Raw genomic sequence first — 17,832 nt, 5'->3', positions numbered from 1 at the left:
ACAGTTCTGAGGGGAACCATGAGGAAACTGGGGGCGGCCGGCTCCGCGCTGGCCGTGATAAGCCTGTCCGCATCACTCGCCGTGGTCACCAGCTCGCCCGCCGCCGCCGACCAGGAGGTGCGCTGCGAGTCGAAGGCGCGCATCTTCACGGTGCAGCCGAACGGCAACCTGTGGCTCTACGAGCACGCGAATCCCGCGGCGGGCGGGTACGCGTGGGCGGGCGCGAGACACATCGGCACCGACTGGGCGGGCGGCCGCACGCTGGCCGGTCAGTTCGGCTACGTCTACAGCATCACGGCGAGCGGTGACGTCCGCCGCTTCCGGTGGAACGGAGACGGCTGGGACCGCGGTGGCGCCTACGACGTGATCGGGCGCGGCTGGGGCCGGTTCGCGACCGCCGAGCACCGCAACAAGATCACCGTCGACTCGCTCGGCGACTTCTACTCGATCGACGACCAGGGCAGGCTCAGCCGGTCCTTCGTGGTCGGCAACGAGCTGCGGTCAGAGGTGATCGCGCAGGGCTGGGGAGGGTACAACCTGATCGCGGCGTCCGGGCCGGGCACGATCTACGCGCGTGCCAACAGCTACCTGGACCGCTTCCGCTACCACCGGGACTCCAACCGGCTCTACGAGGCGGTGCAGAGCGACACGCCGGGGTGGCCGTCCTACAGCAAGCTCGCCGGTGCCGGTGGCGGCATCTTCTTCGGCGTGAACTGGGTCCACGACGACCTGAACTGGCAGCGGGACACCTCGGGGAACGACGACACCCACACCTACCCGCCGGGCAACGTCGCCGGTTCCGGCTGGGCCAAGGACATCGACACGGTCGTCGCTCCTGACACGTGCACGCGTGTTCCCGAGCGCGGCCCGTCCACGCCGAGCAACGGCATCACGTCCAACGCGCCGAGCGCCATCGTCGAGTCGGGCGGCAAGCTCCGGATCGCGCACCGCCAGGACAACGGCACCATCCGCTTCCTGACCGAGGACGCCGAGGGCTCGTGGAGCTCCCGCGCCGTCGGTGAGGGCCAGTACGTCATGGACATCTCGGCACTGCCCGTCAACGGTGGCGTCCAGATCACCGCGGAACACCTCGACGGCGCGCGGGCGTTCACCGTCGGCGACAACGGCGTGGTCTCCCCGGCGACGGAGCTCGGTGGCCGCGCCAACGAACTGCCGGTGGTCACCCAGGTCGGCTACTCGTACTTCTCCGCCGAAGGCGATCTCTGGTACCGCTACGGCGAGGGCCCGTGGCGGCGCAAGGACACCAACATCGGCAACTGGGGCCTCACCGCCATCACGCGCGCCGACGGTGTCGTGGTGCTCGTCGTCAACGACCGGACCACGACCGAGCCGGTCATGTTCACCGACGACCACGGCCGGCTCAGCGACGCGCAGCCCCTCAACGGGCCGGCCGGGCTGGACCCGGCGCTGTCGCTCGACGCCGACGGCACGGTCCGGGTGACCTACACGGACGTCGTGGAGAAGACCCTGGTCACGCGGCGCATCGGCGGTTCCGGCTCGCAGGAGTGGACGACCGTGGCGGGCCCGGACCCGTCGTACGGCAACGCCGCGGCGGCCGCGGCCGGCCCGGACGGCCGGGTCGACATCGTGCGCCGCGCGAGTGGTGGCCAGGTGGTCGTGAGCACGCAGCTCGAGCCCAATGGCACCGCGTTCGGACCGTGGGTCCCGGTCGGTGGCGGCTACTCGTCGGCGCCCGCCATCGTGCGCTCGGTGGCGACCGGCCAGCTGGTGATCACGTTCCGCGACTCGGCGAACGCCAGCCACGTCTACAAGCGCACCGCGTCCGGCTACGTCGGCGGCAAGGTCGGCTGATCGACTCCCCGGACCGCTTCGGCGGTCCGGGGGCCGTTCGACCGAACGGCAGTAGAACTGTCAGACCCTCCCGGCACAATTGCGCCACGACCAACTGGGGGTTCGATGAGACTGAGACATGTTCCCGTTGTGCTCGCAGTGGCGGCGGCGGCCACTGCGATCACCGCTCCGGCGGCGGTGGCGACGTCGGAGTCACCGACGGTGTCGTGCGCGTCGGAGGGCTGGATCCACACCGTTCGGCAGAACGGCGAGTACTGGGTGTTCGCCCACGGCGACCCGGCCAACGGCGGCTTCGCCTGGTACGGCCCGCAACCGACCCGGATCGGCACCGGCTGGTCCGGTCGCACGCTGGTCGGGCGCGGCGGATCCGTCCACAACATCACCGACTCCGGCGAGCTGCGGAAGTTCTCCTTCAACGGCAGGGAGTTCCGGCAGCTGCCGCACGGCGGCCAGTACGACGTGATCGGCTCGGACTGGCAGCTCTACACGTCGGCGGCCTACCGCAACCGGATCACGTTCGACTCCGAAGGCGCGCTCTTCACGATCGACCAGCAGGGCGACCTGCGCTGGTGGTACTTCGACGAGGCGCACCAGGGCTGGCACCCCGAGAGCGGCCGCGTGCTGGCCACCGGCTGGGGCCAGTACGACATGATCACCGCGGCCGGTCCCGGTGTGCTGCAGGCGAGGCGCTCGGACGGCGCCATGACGCGCTTCCGGTACCACCAGGGTTCGCAGCGCTGGATCCGCGAGAACACGAGCTCAGGCCAGGGCTGGCAGATGTTCGAGAAGATGTTCTCCATGGGCGGCGACGTCCTCTACGGCGTGAACCGCTACAACGGTGATCTCCTCTGGTACGGCTACGACGAGGCGAGCAACCGGTGGGTGGCGGACACCGGGCGGCTGGCCGGCCGTGACTGGGCAGGTCTGCGCGACATCGGCGCGAACACGTGGAACTGCCGCTCGAAGACGATGCGCTCGCCCGAGGAGCACGGGCTGAGCGGGTCCACCTACCCGCCCGCGGTCGTCGACTCCGATCTCGGTGTGCTGCACACGTTCCAGGTCAAGAACGACTCCCTGGTGCACGGGACGATGACCGATCCGGCGAGCTTCCGCTCCACCACCGCGCCGGGCCAGGTGTACGGGAACGTGTTGCGGCCGCACGTGTCCAGCACGGGCGTCGCCGAGGTGTACGGCACCGAGCGCTTCGGCGCGTCGGCCAACCGGTGGTCCGCGGATGGTCAGTGGCAGCAGCGCCAGGAGCACGCGGGCTACCTGTCGCACGCGCCCGCGGTGCACCGCCGCGCGAACGGAACCGTTGCGCTGTACGGAGTTGTCGACGGCCAGCTCTGGCTGCGCGAGGGCACGTTGCCGTGGCGCGCACTCGGCGGCACCGACCTGAGCGGCTACGCGACGATCGGCAAGCAGACCGACAGCTCGGTGAACCTGTTCGTGCGCAACACCCGCGGCGAGCTGTTCGAGGTCACGCACACGGCATCCGGGCTCGGTGAGTTCCAGCAGTTCGGCAACGGAATCCTGTTGTACAGCGACGGCGTCACGGCTGTCGCCGATGGCGCCGGTCAGGTGTGGGTCGCGGGTCAGTCCCAGCAGGGCCACGTCATCGTCGCGGGCGCCGGCCGGTCGTGGAACCAGCTCGGCTACTACAACACGTCGTCACCGGCCCTCGCGCGCGATGCCGACGGCAAGGTCACGATCGTCGCGCGGAAGTTCAACGGCAAGTGGGAACGCACCACGCAGGCCGCTCCCGGCTCGGGCGAGTTCGGCCCGTGGACCGAGATCGAGACCGGTGACACGGAGACCACGTCGGACCCGGCGCTGATCTTCCGCCGCACCGGCGAGATGGCGTTGCTGTACCGCCACGGCACCCAGTCGCTGCGGTACTGCTCGCTCGCGGCTCAGGCCACCTGCACGAACCTCGACTGAGCGATCTCCCGGACCGCCTCGCGCAGGCGGTCCGGGGACAGCGCCGCGTACCCGAGGACGAGGCCCGGAAATGTCGGTGTGCCCTGGTAGTAGTTGGTGAGGGCCATCACGTTGATGCCCTTGCCCGCCAATTCTTGTTGCAGGGCAACGTCGTCGATACCGTCGGGCAGCCGCATCACCACGTGCAGCCCGGCGGCGACGCCGATCGGTTGCCACGAAGGGAGGTGTTCGGCGAAGGAGTCCAACAAAGCGTCCCGACGCTTGCGGTACAACGTGCGCGTGCGCCGCAGGTGCCGGTCATAGCCGCCGGTGCGCAGCAGATGCGCCAGCGCGGCCTGGGGAATGGTGGCACTGCCCAGGTCGTCGAGGCGCTTGCGGTCCACGACCGCGTCGCGCAGCCGTTCCGGTACGACGAGCCAGCCGAGCCGCATCGCCGGTGCCAGCACCTTGCTGGTGCTGCCCTGGTACACGACGTGCTCGGGGGCGAGTGACTGCAGCGCGCCGAGCGCGGGCCGGTCGTAGCGGTGCTCGGCGTCGTAGTCGTCCTCGATGATCACCGCGTCGCGCGCCTGTGCCCATTTGACGAGCGCGCGCCTGCGTTCGGGGTGCAGCACCACACCGAGCGGGAACTGGTGCGCGGACGTCACCAGCACGGCCGAGCAGTCCGTTGTGGACAGCAGGTCGACGCGGATGCCGTTGTCGTCGACCGGGATCGGCACGATGCGCAGTCCGTGCGACGCCAGCATGCCCACCGCGCCGAAGTGACTCGGCTCCTCGACCGCGATGCTGCCGCGCAGCACGCGCGCGAGCAGCGAGAGCGCGTCGGCCGAGCCGTTGGTGATCACGATGTCCCGTGCGGTGACGGCGCGGACGCGGGCGAGGTAGTCGGCGAGCTCGCCGCGCAGCCCCGCGTACCCGGCCGGGTCGGGGTAGGCGAGGTCGTCGTCCGGCAGCTCGGTCAGCGCGGCGCGGTGCGCGGCGAGCCACTCGGCGCGCGGGAACGCGCTGAGCGCGGGCAGGCCGGGGCGGAGGTTGTAGCGCCACCGCTCGGGCGGCTCCGGCGTGCGCTCGGCCGTTTCCGGGCCGAGCGGTGCGACGGTCGTGCCGGAACCGCGGCGCGCGGTCAGGTAGCCCTCGCCGACGAGCTGCGCGTAGGCGGACGTCACGGTGCCGCGAGCGATGCCGAGCTGCTGCGCGAGGTCGCGGCTGGACGGCAGCCGGGTGCCGGGCGTGAGCCTGCCCTCGCGGATGGCCCGCCGCAGCTCCGCCTCCACACCGCGCCGCCTGCCGTGCTCAGGCAGCAGCAGCTCGCGGAAAGTGGTCCAGTTCGTCTCCATCGAAGTGGAGCTTAAACCTGGACCACATTGAGTTGAGGCTGTTCGCATGAGACTAGGGGTGGTTGCGGGAGCGGGGGCGGCGACGATCGTCGGGGCGTCGGTGCCGGTCACGGGGATGCTGGAGGGCTACCCGCTGCTGACCGGCCAGGCGATGCGGTACGCGCTCGGCGCTGCGGTGTTGTTGCTGGTCGTGCTCGTGAGCGGCAAGCGCCTGCCGCTGCCGGCCTTGCGGGACATGCCCGCGCTGCTTGGGCTGGTGGCGACCGGCATGCTCGGGTTCAACGCGGTGATCCTGGCCGCGCAGCGCTACGCGGAGCCGGGCTTCGTCGCGGCCGTGCTCGGCGCGAGCCCGATCGCGCTGGCACTGCTCGCGGCACGGCGTTCGGCGGCCGCGGTCGTGGGGGCCGTGGTGGTCGGCGCGGGTGTCGTCGTGCTGTCCGGTGGTGGCGCGTGGCACGGGCCGGGGCTGGCGCTCGCCCTGCTGACGATGGCCGGTGAGGTGTCGTTCACCGTGTTCGCGGTGGGCGTCGTGCGGCGGCTCGGGGTGCTGGCCGTGTCGACGTGGACGTGCCTGCTGGCGGCGGTGATCGGTGCGGTGGCCGGCACGTTCGTCGGCGGCTGGCGGATGCCGGACACCCGTCAGCTCGTGGCGCTGATCCTGCTGGGCACGTTGCTGACGGCCGTGGCGTTCGGCCTCTGGTACTTCTCGGTCAACACGCTCGGGCCGGACCGGGCCGGTGTGCTGATCGGCATGATGCCGGTGTCCGGGCTGGTCACCTCGGTGGCGCTCGGCGCGCAACAGCTGACACTCGTGTCCGTGCTCGGCGCGCTCACGGTCGGCCTCGGCTGCGTCATCGGCCTGCGCAGAGGCCGCAGCGCAAACTTGAGCAGGGGTCCCCTTGAGGGGGACACCCCAGAAACAACGTTGCCACACAGCACCGACATCTCCGCCGGTGCTGTGCAGTGAACGGCCCGTTCACGCCAAAGATTTCAGCGGCCGCCGTTCGCCATCCGCAGAACGTCGAGCGCGGTGTCGAGCTGCTCCTCGGTGAGCTTGCCGGGAACGTGGCCGCGCTCGAGGACGACCGCGCGGATCGTCTTGCGCTCCTTCAGGGACTGCTTGGCGATCGACGCGGCCTCCTCGTAGCCGAGGTAGCGGTTCAGCGGCGTCACGATCGACGGCGACGACTCGGCGTACTCGCGCATCTGCTCAACCTGCGGCTCGGCGCCGACGAGCACCTTGTCCGCCAGCAGCCGCGCCACGGCGGAGAGCAGGCGCGACGACTCGAGGACGTTGCGCGCGATCACCGGCAGCATGACGTTGAGCTGGAAGTTGCCCTGCGAACCGGCGAACGCGACGGCCGCGTCGTTGCCGATCACCTGGGCCACGACCATCATCGTCGCCTCGGAGATCACCGGGTTCACCTTGCCCGGCATGATCGACGAACCCGGCTGGAGGTCCGGCAGTGACAGCTCGCCGAGCCCCGTGCGCGGGCCGGACCCCAGCCAGCGCAGGTCGTTCGCGATCTTGAACAGGCCCACGGCGGTCGCGCGCAGCTGGCCGGAGATCTCGACGACGCCGTCCTGCGTCGCCTGCGCCTCGAAGTGGTCCGCGGCCTCCGTCAGCGGCAGCCCGGTCACCGACGCCAGCTCGGCCGACACCGCCGCGCCGAACTCGGCAGGCGCGTTCAGGCCGCTGCCGACCGCGGTGCCGCCGATGGGCAGCTCGGCGAGCCGGGGGAGCGACGACTCGAGCCGCGCGACGCCGTACCGGACCTGCGTGGCCCACGCGCCCGCTTCCTGGCCCAGCGTGATCGGCACGGCGTCCATCAGGTGCGTGCGACCGGACTTGACCAGCGCCGACCACGAGGCCGCCCGTGACTCCAGCACGCCCGCGAGGTGCTCCAGCGCGGGGATCACGTCCTTCGCGACGGCCTCGGTCGCGGCGACGCGCAGGGTCGTCGGGAAGGTGTCGTTGGACGACTGCGAGGCGTTCACGTGGTCGTTCGGGTGCACGTCACGGCCGAGCGACCGGGTGGCGAGCGTCGCGATGACCTCGTTGGCGTTCATGTTCGACGACGTGCCCGAGCCCGTCTGGAACACGTCAACTGGGAAATGCGCGTCGTGCTTGCCGTCGGCGACCTCGTCGGCTGCGGACGCAATCGCTTGCGCCACGTCTTCGTCCAGCACGCCCAGCCGGGCGTTCACCCGCGCGGCAGCCGCTTTGAGCAGGCCGAGCGCGCGGATCTGGGACCGTTCGAGGCCACGACCGGAAATCGGGAAGTTCTCCACCGCGCGCTGCGTCTGCGCCCGCCACAACGCGTCGATCGGCACCCTGACCTCGCCCATGGTGTCGTGCTCGACGCGGTACTCCTGTTCAGACATGCTCCCGAGTCTCTATGGTCGATCTCAGCACTGCCACCCACCACTGGCAGAAGGGCTCAACTCATGGAGCGTGACGTCGACCTCCTCATCGTGGGCGCTGGACCCACGGGGTTGTTCGCCGCCTACTACGCGGGGTTCCGGGAACTGACCGTCGCACTGGTAGACGCCTTGCCCGAACCGGGCGGCCAGGTGACCGCGATGTACCCGGAAAAAATGATCTTCGACGTGGCCGGCTTCCCCGCCGTGCGCGGCCGCGACCTCGTGAACGGACTCGTCGAACAGGCGGGGCAGTACAAACCGCTGTACCTGCTCGGCCAGCAGGCGCGCACGCTGTCCACACTGGAGGACGGACGTCTGGCCGTCGGTCTCGCGGACGGCGGCGTCGTCAACACCGGCGCCGTGCTGATCACCGCAGGCATGGGCGAGTTCAACCCGAGGCCGCTCCCCGCGGGCGACGGCTGGCTCGGCCGCGGCATGGTGCACTTCGTGCCCGTGCTCGCCGAACACACCGACCAGCACGTCGTCATCGTCGGCGGCGGCGACTCGGCGTTCGACTGGGCCCTCGCGCTGCACCCGATCGCGGCGAGCGTCACGCTCGTGCACCGCCGCGCGACCTTCCGCGCGCACGCGGGCACGGTCACGAAGGTGCGCGAGCTCGGCATCGAGATCATCACCGACGCCGAGGTGCTGGAGCTGCGTGGCGAGCCGCTGTCCGAAGTGGAGCTTCGGCTCAAGTCCGGTGACCAGAAGGTGCTGCCCGCGCAGAGCGTGGTGGCAGCATTGGGTTTCACCGCGGACCTGGGGCCGATCGAGTCGTGGGGCCTGGAGCTGGACCACCGCGCGGTCGTCGTCGACACCACGATGAGGACCAAGCTGGACCGCGTGTACGCGGCCGGCGACGTCGCCCAGTACCCCGGGAAGGTGAAGCTCATCGCGACCGGTTTCGGCGAGGCGGCGACGGCGGTCAACAACATCGCCGTCGCACTCAACCCCGACGCGCACCTGTTCCCGGGGCACTCGAGCAACGCGGGCTAGCGCAACCGGACCTCGACGATCACGTTCGCGTCGCCACCGGGCTCGTGCAGGTCGTCGCCACCCGTGCTGGTCAACCAGATGTTGCCGGCGGGGGTGGCCTCGACCGTGCGCAGCCTGCCGTAGTGGTCGCGGAAGAACGGCTCCGGCTCGCTCGTCGCGTCACCGCGGATCACCATGCGGTGCAACCGCTTCCCGCGCGCACCCGCCAGGTAGATGACGTCGTCGACGATGGCGATCCCGGCCGGTGACGCGTCGAACGTGCGGAACGTGCGCACCGGGTCGACGAACCGCCCGCACGGCCCCTCGCAGTACGGCCAGCCGTAGTTGCCGCCGGGCTTCACCAGGTTGATCTCGTCGACCTCGAAGTGCCCGAACTCGGCCACCCACAGCCGCCCGCGCGAGTCGAACGCGAGCCCCTGCGGGTTGCGGTGCCCGTAGCTGTAGATCGCGCTGCCGGGGAACGGGTTGTCCGACGGCACCGAGCCGTCCGGGTTGATCCGCAGAATCTTGCCCGCCAACGTCGACAGGTCCTGCGCCAGCTCGCCGCGCTGCAACTCGCCGGTGCTGACGTACAGCTTGCCGTCCGGCCCGAACCGCAACCGGCCGCCGAGGTGCTTCTTCGCACGCGGGATGCCGGCCAGCACGGTCTCCGCCCGCGTGAAGTCGAGCGTGCCGTCGACGAACTTCACCCGCACGATCCGGCCGTCGTTCTCCCTGGTGTGGAACACGTACACCCACCGGTCACGCACGAAGTCCGGTGACACGGCCAGCCCGAGCACGCCGTCCTCGCCGCGCAGGCTGTGCGTGTCCGGCACCGTCGCGGCCAGCGTCTTCCTGCCGCCGGACACGTGGTAGATCCGGAACGTGTCCCGCTCGGAGAACAGCGCCGACCGGTCCGGCAGGAACGTCAGCCCCCACGGGATGTCGTCGCTCGTGGCGACCGTGCGCGCCTCACCGACCGGATCCGCGCCGACGCGCGTCCGTGCCGCCACCGGATCGCTTGCGGCGGAACGGTTTCCAGCGAAGTCCTTCGCCACGACTGTGAACTCGTGCGGGCTGTACGCGCGCAGCCCGTTGACGGCCGCCGCCGTGCCGGGAACGGTGGTGACCTTCTTGTCGCCGTCGAACACATCGTACGACGCGACACCGACATTGTCGGTGGATGCGTTCCACACCAACGAGATGCTGTTCGCACTGCTCTTCGCAACGCGCGGATTCGACGGCGCCCCCGGCTTCTCGGAGTCCGCCGGGTACTGCGGCGTCTTGACGACCACCTCGTCGCTCAACGCCGACAGGCGCATGTCCTGGTCCCGCGCCGCGATCCGCCACCGGTACTCGGTGCCGGGCACCAGGTTGTCCACCGTTTTGGACGTTCTGTCGCCGGGCACGATCCGGAACACGCGGTCGGGTAGGACCAGTTCGTAGGAGAAGACATCGCCCGCCCACGCGTTCCACGCGAGCGTCACGCTCGTGTGGGACACCGCGGTGACCTTGAGGCCATCCGGTGTCGCGGTAGCGGGAGTTGCTGTGCTGACGAGCAGGACGATTGACACGGCCACCGAGGCCGGGCGCGACAGTGAAACCACGTGCCGAAGGTATGGCGAAGCCGGTTTCGACGTCGCTGTTGAGACGGGCGGAAATTTCCGGGACCGGACTTGCTGTCGATCGTCTGACAGAAACCCGGACTTGACGGCTTCCAGGAGACGTTGTGTGGCGCCGGTGTGGTGCCTCCGAGGCATCCTTGACGTGGCAACAACTTGGTGGGGCGTGAGAAGGAGGGGATGCGGCCGTGGCCGGTGACGTGCTGACCGACGACCTGCTGCGGCTGAGCCTGCAACGGCTGTCGCAGGAGGTGCGCAAGGACATCCCGGAGCTGGGACCGTTGCTGGCCAAGCACTTGCTGGGCACGTGCGGACTGGTCCCAGCTCCCGAACGCGCGGAGCGCTATCAGGAGCTGGGACAGTTCCTCATCGACCTCGGAAGGCTCTACCTACGGGAGCACCTGGACCTGCTCGCCGATCATCAGGTTGTCGTAGAACACGAGTGACGGCTCGGGCTGCAGGTGGATGCATCCGTGCGAGGGCACGTTGACGTCATCCATGTGGAACGCGATGCCGGACGACGTGAAGTACACGGAGTTCGGCATCGGAGCGTTGTACGGAATGCTCCAGTCGTTCTTCACCTTGCGCAGCACCGAGAACATCCCGACGGGCGTCTCGTAGCCGGGCCTGCCGTGACTGATCGGAACGGGTCCGTAGCTGGTCTTGCCGTTGAACACCAACCACGCTGTGTTGGTGGACTTCTGCAGACACGCTCCGTTGTAGACGGTGCATCCCGCCGCGGCCTGAGCCGGTACGGCCATGCCGAGGAGGAAGAGCACCGCGACTGCGAGTATTCGCATCCGAATCACCCCTCAACACGTGGGGTAACCACTACGCCACAACTTGAACCGTCTCGCCAATCGAGAGTTCGCTGAAGTACGTCGCTGCCGCGCCGCGCGCCAGGTGGATGCAGCCGTGCGACGGCTGGGTCAGGCTGCCCTCGTGGAACGCGATGCCGCTGTGCGTGAAGTACGTCGAGTAGGGCATCGGGCCGTTGTACGGCTTGCTCCACTCGTCCTTCACCTTGCGCAGCACCGGGAACTTGCCGATCGGCGTGTTGTAGCCCGGCATGCCCGACGTGATCGGGAACGGGCCGTGCGCGATCTTGTTGCCGCGCAGGAGCCACGTCTGGTTGGTCGAGAGCTGCACACACGCGCCGTCGGTGATGTCGCACGGTGTGGGCGGCGGTGGCGGGGGAGGAGGCGGCGGCGTGGTGGTCGACGGTTCGACCGACGGCGCCGCTGATGAAGACGATGGCGCCGCTGAAGAAGTTGAAGAAGTCGGCGGTTGCGTGTCCGCGTGAACCACCTGCTGCGTGCACCCCGCCACCGACAACAACGCGACCACCAGTAGCAGTTTCCCCATCGCGCACCCCCTGTTGCATCCCTTGCCGACATAGACGACCGGGGAGATCGACAGGTTGCAGCAAGAGGGCCCGCCTCCCATAACGATCGGGAGACGGGCCCAGACGTGCGGAGGAGCTACACAGCGCCTGCGTACGTGGCGATCCACGAGCGGAACGCGGGGACGTCGACGTAGATCGACGGCGCGGTCGCGCAGACGGAGCCGCCGCCGCTGCGGCTGGTGGCACCGATCAGCTGCCACGCGCCACCAACGGACTTGACCTGCGGGCCACCGGAGTCGCCGTAGCAGGCGCCCTTGTTGCCGCCGGTGTTGTTGGTGCAGATCTCAGTGGCCGCGCGGATGCCGCCGCAACGGCTGTCGGCCACGATCGACGTGTCGAGCTCCTGCAGGATCGTCGGAGCGCCACAGCCACCCGGCGACGGGCAGGTCTGGCCCCAGCCGATGATCCGGGTCGCGGTGTTGACCGGGCCCGATTCCGCCGCGAGCCTGATCGGCGCGTTGGCGACCGAAGTGGACAGACGCACCAGCGCCAGGTCCGCCGACGGGTGGACGACGATCTGCGCGCCCGTGGCGACGGTGCCGCCGGTGGTGCGGTTGGTCGTGCCGATCCGCGCCCGGACCGAAGCCGGCGAACGGCCTTGCACGCAGTGCTTGGCCGTGACGACCCAGTTGGCCTTGATCAGCGAGCCGCCGCAGAAGTGGCTGCCCGCGGTGCTCTGCAGGGACACCATGAACGAGTAGACCTGCGTGGCGTTGCGCCCGCCGACGATGTACGGCGTGATGTCGCCGTCCGGCTGGTCGCTAGGAGCCGCTGAAGCCGCGGCAGCCGAGGCGAGCAGGGCGCCCGCGGCCACGACGAATGCGGTGAACAGGGAACGTGCCCTCATCGTTTCCGTTCCTTTCCTTCCCCGGCGCAGGGATGCCGGGGTCGGTTCGGAAACTATGGACAAAGGTCACAGTGTGACCAGCCCCACTCGGACGGTGACGGTGCGTTAACTGTTCACAGGACTACGGCAGAGGAGGGAGTGCGTCCTCCGGACGGTCGAAGTCGACCGAGGCGTACTCGCGCAGCTTCGTCAACCGGTGGAAACCGTCGATCATGCGCACGGTTCCGGACTTCGACCGCATGACGATCGACTGCGTCGTGCACCCGCCCGCGCGGTAGTGCACACCGCGGACGAGGTCACCGTCCGTGACGCCGGTCGCGCAGAAGAAGACGTTGTCGCCGCTCACGAGGTCGTCCGTCATGAGCACGCGGTCGAGGTCGTGGCCCGCCGCGATGGCCCGCTCGCGCTCGGCGTCGTCCTTGGGCCACAGGCGGGCCTGGATGGCGCCACCGACGCACTTGAGCGCCGCCGCCGCGATGATGCCCTCGGGCGTGCCGCCGATGCCGATCAGCATGTCCACGCCGGTGTTCGGGCGGGCAGCGGAGATCGCGCCCGCGACGTCGCCGTCGGAGATGAAGTGGATCCGGGCGCCCGCGGAACGCACCTCGCTGACGATCTGCTCGTGCCGCGGCCGGTCGAGGATGCAGACCGTCACGTCGGACACGTCGCTGTGCTTGGCCTTCGCGACCCGGCGGATGTTCTCCGCGATGGGGGCGGTGATGTCGATGACGTCGGCCGCGTCCGGGCCGACGGCCAGCTTCTCCATGTAGAACACGGCGGACGGGTCGAACATGGCGCCCCGCTCGGCGACCGCGAGCACGGCCAGCGCGTTCGGCATGCCCTTCGCCATCAGCGTGGTGCCGTCGATCGGGTCGACCGCGACGTCGCAGTCCGGGCCCTCGCCGTTGCCGACTTCCTCGCCGTTGAACAGCATGGGCGCCTCGTCCTTCTCGCCCTCGCCGATGACCACCACGCCGCGCATCGAGACCGTGTGGATGAGCTTGCGCATGGCGTCGACCGCCGCGCCGTCACCACCGTTCTTGTCTCCGCGACCCACCCAGCGGCCAGCGGCCATGGCCGCCGCCTCGGTGACGCGCACGAGCTCCAGCGCCAGGTTGCGGTCGGGGGCTTCGCGACGTCGTTCCGCGGGGGTGTTCACCATTGCGCGCCTCCAGGGGGATTGCTCAGCGGGCCAAGATCTGATCGGCTCGCCCGAATCCTTGCACGGAGTCACCCCTCGGAAACGTCCTCCTCCACGACGGCGAGAGCTGCATCGATTCGCTCACGCGCGCCGGCGAGACGCTGGTCACAGATCTTCGCGAGTGCCTCGCCGCGTTCCCACAGCGCGAGCGAGTCCTCCAGCGACAGGCCACCTGCCTCCAGCTTGCGGACGACCTCGACGAGCTCGTCCCTGGCGGCCTCATAGCCCAGTTCAGTCACGCGGGTGTGCTCCTCAGTCGGCTCAGTACGGTGGCAACCGCCTGGTCGTAGCCGACGAACGCCTCCGCGAACTCGGCGCCGTCACCCTCTCGCACGGCCTCGTCGATGCGGCACTCGGCCTCCGCGACACGCCGGTAGTGCGCCGATCCGGCCGTGGCGGCCGACAGGTCGTGCAGCGTGAGGATCAGCGAGCTGCGGCTGGTCGAGTCGCAGCCGCCCACGAGCGCCGTCCAGCAGTGCGCGGCGGCCTTGTTCGCGGCTTCCGCGACGCTGCGCACACCCGACGTGCAGTCACCGGCCGCGGCCATGGTGAGCGGGAGGAACACGGGCTCAACCACCGGTACCTCCCCCTTCCTCCAGCTCCGTGACGACGGCGTGCACCGCCCCGTCAACGACCCGTACCCGCAGTTGCGTTCCCGCCGGTGCGTCGGCGGTGGACCGGATCACACCGTCCACCCCGTCCGGTGTGACGAGTTGCACAACGGCGTATCCGCGGGCCAGCGTGGCGGCCGGACCGAGGGTCGTCAAGCGGGCTTTGGTCCCTTCCAGGTTGACGTGCTCCCTGTCGAGACGCGTTTGGACGGCGCGTCGTGCCTGTTCACGAAGCCTTTTCACTTCTTCGGCACGTCGGTCGAGCGGACCGTACGGGTCCGAAAGTGCTGGTCGGGACCGGAGTTGGTCCAGCAGGCGGCGCTCCCGGTCGACCCACCCGTGCAGGGAGCGTCGTGCCCGGTCACGGAGCTGCCGAACACGCTCCGTCTCCTCGGCGACGTCAGGAACCACCCGTTTGCCCGCATCGGTGGGCGTCGAGCACCTGACATCCGCGACGTGGTCCACCAGCGGGGTGTCCGGCTCGTGCCCGATCGCCGACAGCACCGGCGTGCGGCACTCCGCGACCGCCCGGCACAGCGCCTCGTCCGAGAACGGCAGCAGGTCCTCCACGCTGCCCCCGCCCCTCGCGATGATGATCACGTCGCACTCGGGGTCGCGGTCCAGCGTGGACAGTGCCGTCACGATCTGCGGCACAGCCGAAACACCTTGTACCGCAACGTTGATGACCCGGAAGTGCGCGCCGGGCCAGCGGCCGCGGGCATTGGTGAGCACGTCGCGCTCGGCGGCGCTCGCCCGTCCCGTGATGAGGCCGATCTTGGTGGGCAGGAACGGCGGCCTGCGCTTGCGGCGCGGGTCGAACAGGCCCTCCGCGTGCAGCAGCTTCCTGAGCCGTTCGATGCGGGCCAGCAGCTCGCCGATGCCGACCGCGCGGATCTCGTCGACGCGCAGGCTGAGCGTGCCGCGGGCCGGGTAGAAGTTCATCCTGCCGTGCACGACGACACGGCTGCCCTCGGTGAGCTGCATGTCCCTGAGCAGGCCCGACGGGGCGGTGAGGGACATCGACATGTCGACGCTGGGGTCGCGCAGCGTGAGGAACGCGGTGCTGCTGCGGTTGCTGAGCTGGGTCACCTGGCCCTCGACCCACACGGGGCCGAGGCGGTTGATCCACTCGAGTACCTTGCGCGCGACCGTCCGCACCGGCCACGGCTGTTCGGCGGTGGATGGTGCGTCGGTCACTGGGAACGCACGGTGGTGATGCGGCGGTTCAGCATCCCGACGAACTCGGGCCGTGCGGCGTGGGCCTTCTCGTACGCGAGCAGTTCCTCGAGGTCCTCGACGGTCAGGTTCCGCAGCCGCGCCCGCAGCTGCGCGATGGAGAGGTCGTCGTACGTCGGAATCGCCCCTGGAACCTCCTGGGCGAGCGCGCGCTCCTCCTCGGCCCACGGGTCGCCCTCGTCCGAGTCCTCTTCGGCGGCTTCCGGCTCATCCTCGTCGAACGTCGCCCACTCGGGCTCTTCCTCGACCGGGCGCAACCCGGACAGCACGTCGTCACCTTTGATGGCGAGTTCGGTCACATGCTGCTGCACGCGCATGGACAACTGCAGCGCTTCGCTGACGACCGTGACGGGCAGCCCGGCGAGCTGCTGCGGCAGCCTGCGGGCCTGTTCCAGGGCGGACGCCGCGAGTCCGGCTGCGACGCGGACCGGCAACGGCAGTGGCTTCATGCGCCTAAGCCTGCCGTAGTTCCGTCCCGAATGCCTACAAACAGCGCCGCGTACCCTGGGGGCCATGTCCAAGCGAGTGCTGTTGGCGAAGCCACGCGGCTACTGCGCGGGCGTGGATCGTGCCGTCGAGACGGTCGAACGCGCCCTCGAGCAGTACGGCGCACCGGTGTACGTGCGCAAGGAGATCGTCCACAACAAGTACGTCGTGGAGACACTCAGCGACCGCGGCGCCATCTTCGTCAACGAGACCGACGAGGTGCCCGAGGGCGCGCTCGTGGTCTTCTCGGCGCACGGCGTGTCGCCGATGGTGCACGAGGAGGCGGCCGCGCGGTCGCTGCGCACCATCGACGCGACCTGCCCGCTGGTGACCAAGGTGCACATGGAAGCCAAGCGCTTCGCCCGCGACGACTACGACATCCTGCTGATCGGCCACGAGGGCCACGAGGAGGTCGAGGGCACCGCCGGTGAGGCACCCCAGCACGTGCGGCTCGTCGACACCGCCGAGGACGCCGCCACCGTCGAGGTGCGCGATCCGTCCAAGGTGGTCTGGTTGTCGCAGACGACGCTGTCCGTCGACGAGACGATGGTGCGCGTCCGGCAGCTCAAGGAGCGCTTCCCGGACTTGCAGGACCCGCCGTCGGACGACATCTGCTACGCCACGTCCAACCGGCAGGTCGCCGTCAAGACGATGGCGCCCTCGTGCGACCTGGTGCTCGTGGTCGGCTCGAAGAACTCGTCGAACTCGGTGCGCCTCGTCGAGGTCGCGCTCCAGGCGGGTGCCCGTGCCTCGTACCTCATCGACTACGCCAAGGAGGTCGACCCGGCCTGGCTGGAGGGCGTCGAGACGATCGGCGTCACGTCCGGCGCCTCCGTGCCCGACATCCTCGTGATGGAGCTGCTGAAGTTTCTCGAGGCACGCGGCTGGGAAGAGGTCGAGGAGATCACCACGGCCAACGAGAAGATCGCCTTCGCGTTGCCGCGCGAGCTCCGGAAGGACCTCGTGCGCTGACGTTCTGACACGCGAAAGGGGCCACCTCGGATCGAGGTGGCCCCTTTCGCGTTCGTCAGCGTTCGTCTTGGTCAGCGTTCGTCGCGCGGCGGGCGCGGGCGGCGGGGTGCGGCCGGGCGTTCCCCGCGGGCCTGGTCCGGGCGGGGACGGCGGGGCCGCTCACCCTCGGACTGCGGCGCCGGGCGCCTGCCCGTCGACTCACGGCCTGACTCACGGCCCGGCTCGCGGCGCGCGGCGTCGGGGCGCGGACGGCGCTCCGGGTCGCGCGCGGGGCGCTCCTCGGCGGCGGGACGGCGGCGCGGCTCGGCCGCGGGCTTCGGCCTGCGCTTCAGGTCGGCCTTCGCCTCCCTGACCTCGGCCTTCGTCGGCCGGTTCGGGTCCTTCTGCGTGAACATGCGCGCGATGCCGATGCCGACGGTGAACAGCGTCGTCACGGCCATCACGGGGAAGCTGTCGATGAGCGGCTTGCCGAGGCCGAGCGCCATCGCGGTGAGCGCCGCCTTGGGGACGCCACCGGTGAGCAGCACGAGTGTCGGCACCGTCGCGGCCAGCACCAGCGGCGGCTGCACCATCGGCGCGAACAGGCTGCGGCGCTGCACCAGGCAGATACCGGCGATCGCGCCCACGAAGAACAGGATGTTGAAGATCCAGCCGACGGTCTTGCCCGAGCTGATGTCGATGTACGCCCCGATGATCGCGGGCACCAGCGCGCACAGGATCGACGCCCACCACGGGATGCCCTTGAAGGTCCCGGCGATGGCGCGGTAGTTCCAGGCTGGGGCGTCGAGGACCTCGAAGTCGTCGTCATCGTCGAGTGCCACCCGGCGGTCACGCTGCTCACTCACGCGGCACACGGTAGCCGCTCAGGCTTCAGCTGTTCGTGAGTCCGTCGTTATCTCACTCACGAGCAACCTCGCATCGCCCGATCGCGTTGTTTCTTCA

18 protein-coding genes are annotated in these 17,832 nt (G+C 69.7%); 6 read left to right on the top strand and 12 right to left on the bottom strand.

Annotated elements, in window-relative coordinates:
* Nucleotides 1-18: 18 nt before the first annotated feature.
* Both FKR81_RS27155 and FKR81_RS27150 read left to right on the top strand, forming a co-directional pair.
* Nucleotides 19-1,833 (top strand): tachylectin-related carbohydrate-binding protein, encoded by a 1,815-nt coding sequence (locus FKR81_RS27155; protein WP_186763200.1) that lies wholly within the window; start codon nt 19-21, stop codon nt 1,831-1,833.
* Nucleotides 1,834-1,962: 129 nt separating this feature from the next.
* Nucleotides 1,963-3,774, top strand: coding sequence for a tachylectin-related carbohydrate-binding protein (locus tag FKR81_RS27150; RefSeq protein WP_186763199.1), 1,812 nt, complete (start codon nt 1,963-1,965; stop codon nt 3,772-3,774).
* Here FKR81_RS27150 and pdxR read toward each other — a convergent pair.
* Nucleotides 3,747-5,111 carry a MocR-like pyridoxine biosynthesis transcription factor PdxR gene (gene pdxR, locus FKR81_RS27145; RefSeq protein ID WP_146355839.1) on the bottom strand — a complete coding sequence of 455 codons (1,365 nt, stop codon included), beginning with the start codon at nt 5,109-5,111 and terminating at the stop codon, nt 3,747-3,749. The two genes, FKR81_RS27150 and pdxR, sit on opposite strands and share 28 nt — an antisense overlap.
* 46 nt (nt 5,112-5,157) lie before the next feature.
* On the opposite strand from pdxR, the gene FKR81_RS27140 reads away from it, so the two are divergent.
* The gene (locus FKR81_RS27140; RefSeq protein WP_146355838.1) at nt 5,158-6,078 is read left to right on the top strand and encodes a DMT family transporter; all 921 of its coding nucleotides are present in this window, start codon (nt 5,158-5,160) and stop codon (nt 6,076-6,078) included.
* A gap of 23 nt (nt 6,079-6,101) precedes the next feature.
* Here the strand turns inward: FKR81_RS27140 and FKR81_RS27135 are convergent, their stop codons facing one another.
* Nucleotides 6,102-7,496: a class II fumarate hydratase gene (locus FKR81_RS27135; RefSeq protein WP_146355836.1), complete on the bottom strand. Its 1,395-nt coding sequence runs from the start codon at nt 7,494-7,496 to the stop codon at nt 6,102-6,104.
* Between the two features lie 63 nt (nt 7,497-7,559).
* On the opposite strand from FKR81_RS27135, the gene FKR81_RS27130 reads away from it, so the two are divergent.
* On the top strand, nt 7,560-8,531 hold the full coding sequence (locus FKR81_RS27130; RefSeq protein ID WP_146355834.1) for an NAD(P)/FAD-dependent oxidoreductase: 972 nt from the start codon (nt 7,560-7,562) through the stop codon (nt 8,529-8,531).
* Here FKR81_RS27130 and FKR81_RS27125 read toward each other — a convergent pair.
* Nucleotides 8,528-10,117: a PQQ-dependent sugar dehydrogenase gene (locus FKR81_RS27125; protein ID WP_186763198.1), complete on the bottom strand. Its 1,590-nt coding sequence runs from the start codon at nt 10,115-10,117 to the stop codon at nt 8,528-8,530. The genes FKR81_RS27130 and FKR81_RS27125 overlap by 4 nt on opposite strands.
* A gap of 203 nt (nt 10,118-10,320) precedes the next feature.
* Between FKR81_RS27125 and FKR81_RS27120 the strand changes: the two genes are divergently transcribed.
* Nucleotides 10,321-10,578: a hypothetical protein gene (locus tag FKR81_RS27120; RefSeq protein WP_146355830.1), complete on the top strand. Its 258-nt coding sequence runs from the start codon at nt 10,321-10,323 to the stop codon at nt 10,576-10,578.
* Here the strand turns inward: FKR81_RS27120 and FKR81_RS27115 are convergent.
* From FKR81_RS27115 to FKR81_RS27080, 8 genes are all read right to left on the bottom strand, one after another.
* The gene (locus FKR81_RS27115; protein ID WP_146355828.1) at nt 10,522-10,932 is read right to left on the bottom strand and encodes a L,D-transpeptidase; all 411 of its coding nucleotides are present in this window, start codon (nt 10,930-10,932) and stop codon (nt 10,522-10,524) included. The genes FKR81_RS27120 and FKR81_RS27115 overlap by 57 nt on opposite strands.
* A gap of 31 nt (nt 10,933-10,963) precedes the next feature.
* Nucleotides 10,964-11,497: a L,D-transpeptidase gene (locus FKR81_RS27110; RefSeq protein WP_222598417.1), complete on the bottom strand. Its 534-nt coding sequence runs from the start codon at nt 11,495-11,497 to the stop codon at nt 10,964-10,966.
* A 116-nt stretch (nt 11,498-11,613) separates the two neighbouring features.
* Nucleotides 11,614-12,384: a S1 family peptidase gene (locus tag FKR81_RS27105; RefSeq protein ID WP_146355824.1), complete on the bottom strand. Its 771-nt coding sequence runs from the start codon at nt 12,382-12,384 to the stop codon at nt 11,614-11,616.
* A gap of 121 nt (nt 12,385-12,505) precedes the next feature.
* Nucleotides 12,506-13,546, bottom strand: a complete 1,041-nt coding sequence (glpX, locus tag FKR81_RS27100) for a class II fructose-bisphosphatase (protein ID WP_146355822.1) — start codon at nt 13,544-13,546, stop codon at nt 12,506-12,508.
* A 68-nt stretch (nt 13,547-13,614) separates the two neighbouring features.
* Nucleotides 13,615-13,824, bottom strand: coding sequence for an exodeoxyribonuclease VII small subunit (locus FKR81_RS27095; RefSeq protein WP_146355821.1), 210 nt, complete (start codon nt 13,822-13,824; stop codon nt 13,615-13,617).
* Nucleotides 13,821-14,162, bottom strand: coding sequence for a sugar ABC transporter substrate-binding protein (locus tag FKR81_RS27090; protein WP_235921791.1), 342 nt, complete (start codon nt 14,160-14,162; stop codon nt 13,821-13,823). Before FKR81_RS27090 ends, FKR81_RS27095 begins: the two co-directional genes overlap by 4 nt.
* Complete coding sequence (gene xseA, locus FKR81_RS27085) at nt 14,155-15,393, bottom strand: exodeoxyribonuclease VII large subunit (protein ID WP_146355819.1); 1,239 nt, start codon at nt 15,391-15,393, stop codon at nt 14,155-14,157. Before xseA ends, FKR81_RS27090 begins: the two co-directional genes overlap by 8 nt.
* Nucleotides 15,390-15,881, bottom strand: a complete 492-nt coding sequence (locus tag FKR81_RS27080) for a lipid droplet-associated protein (protein ID WP_146355817.1) — start codon at nt 15,879-15,881, stop codon at nt 15,390-15,392. Before FKR81_RS27080 ends, xseA begins: the two co-directional genes overlap by 4 nt.
* Nucleotides 15,882-15,945: 64 nt before the next feature.
* Here FKR81_RS27080 and FKR81_RS27075 point away from each other — a divergent pair, with 64 nt between their 5' ends.
* A complete protein-coding gene (locus FKR81_RS27075) occupies nt 15,946-16,890 on the top strand; it encodes a 4-hydroxy-3-methylbut-2-enyl diphosphate reductase (RefSeq protein WP_146355815.1) in 945 nt (314 codons plus the stop codon).
* 71 nt (nt 16,891-16,961) lie between these two features.
* Here the strand turns inward: FKR81_RS27075 and FKR81_RS27070 are convergent, their stop codons facing one another.
* Nucleotides 16,962-17,735: a DUF6542 domain-containing protein gene (locus FKR81_RS27070; protein ID WP_235921790.1), complete on the bottom strand. Its 774-nt coding sequence runs from the start codon at nt 17,733-17,735 to the stop codon at nt 16,962-16,964.
* Between the last annotated feature and the right edge of the window lie 97 nt (nt 17,736-17,832).

This window comes from Lentzea tibetensis (assembly GCF_007845675.1).
In the GTDB taxonomy this organism is placed as follows: domain Bacteria; phylum Actinomycetota; class Actinomycetes; order Mycobacteriales; family Pseudonocardiaceae; genus Lentzea; species Lentzea tibetensis.
This window is presented reverse-complemented; position numbering and strand designations above follow the sequence as displayed.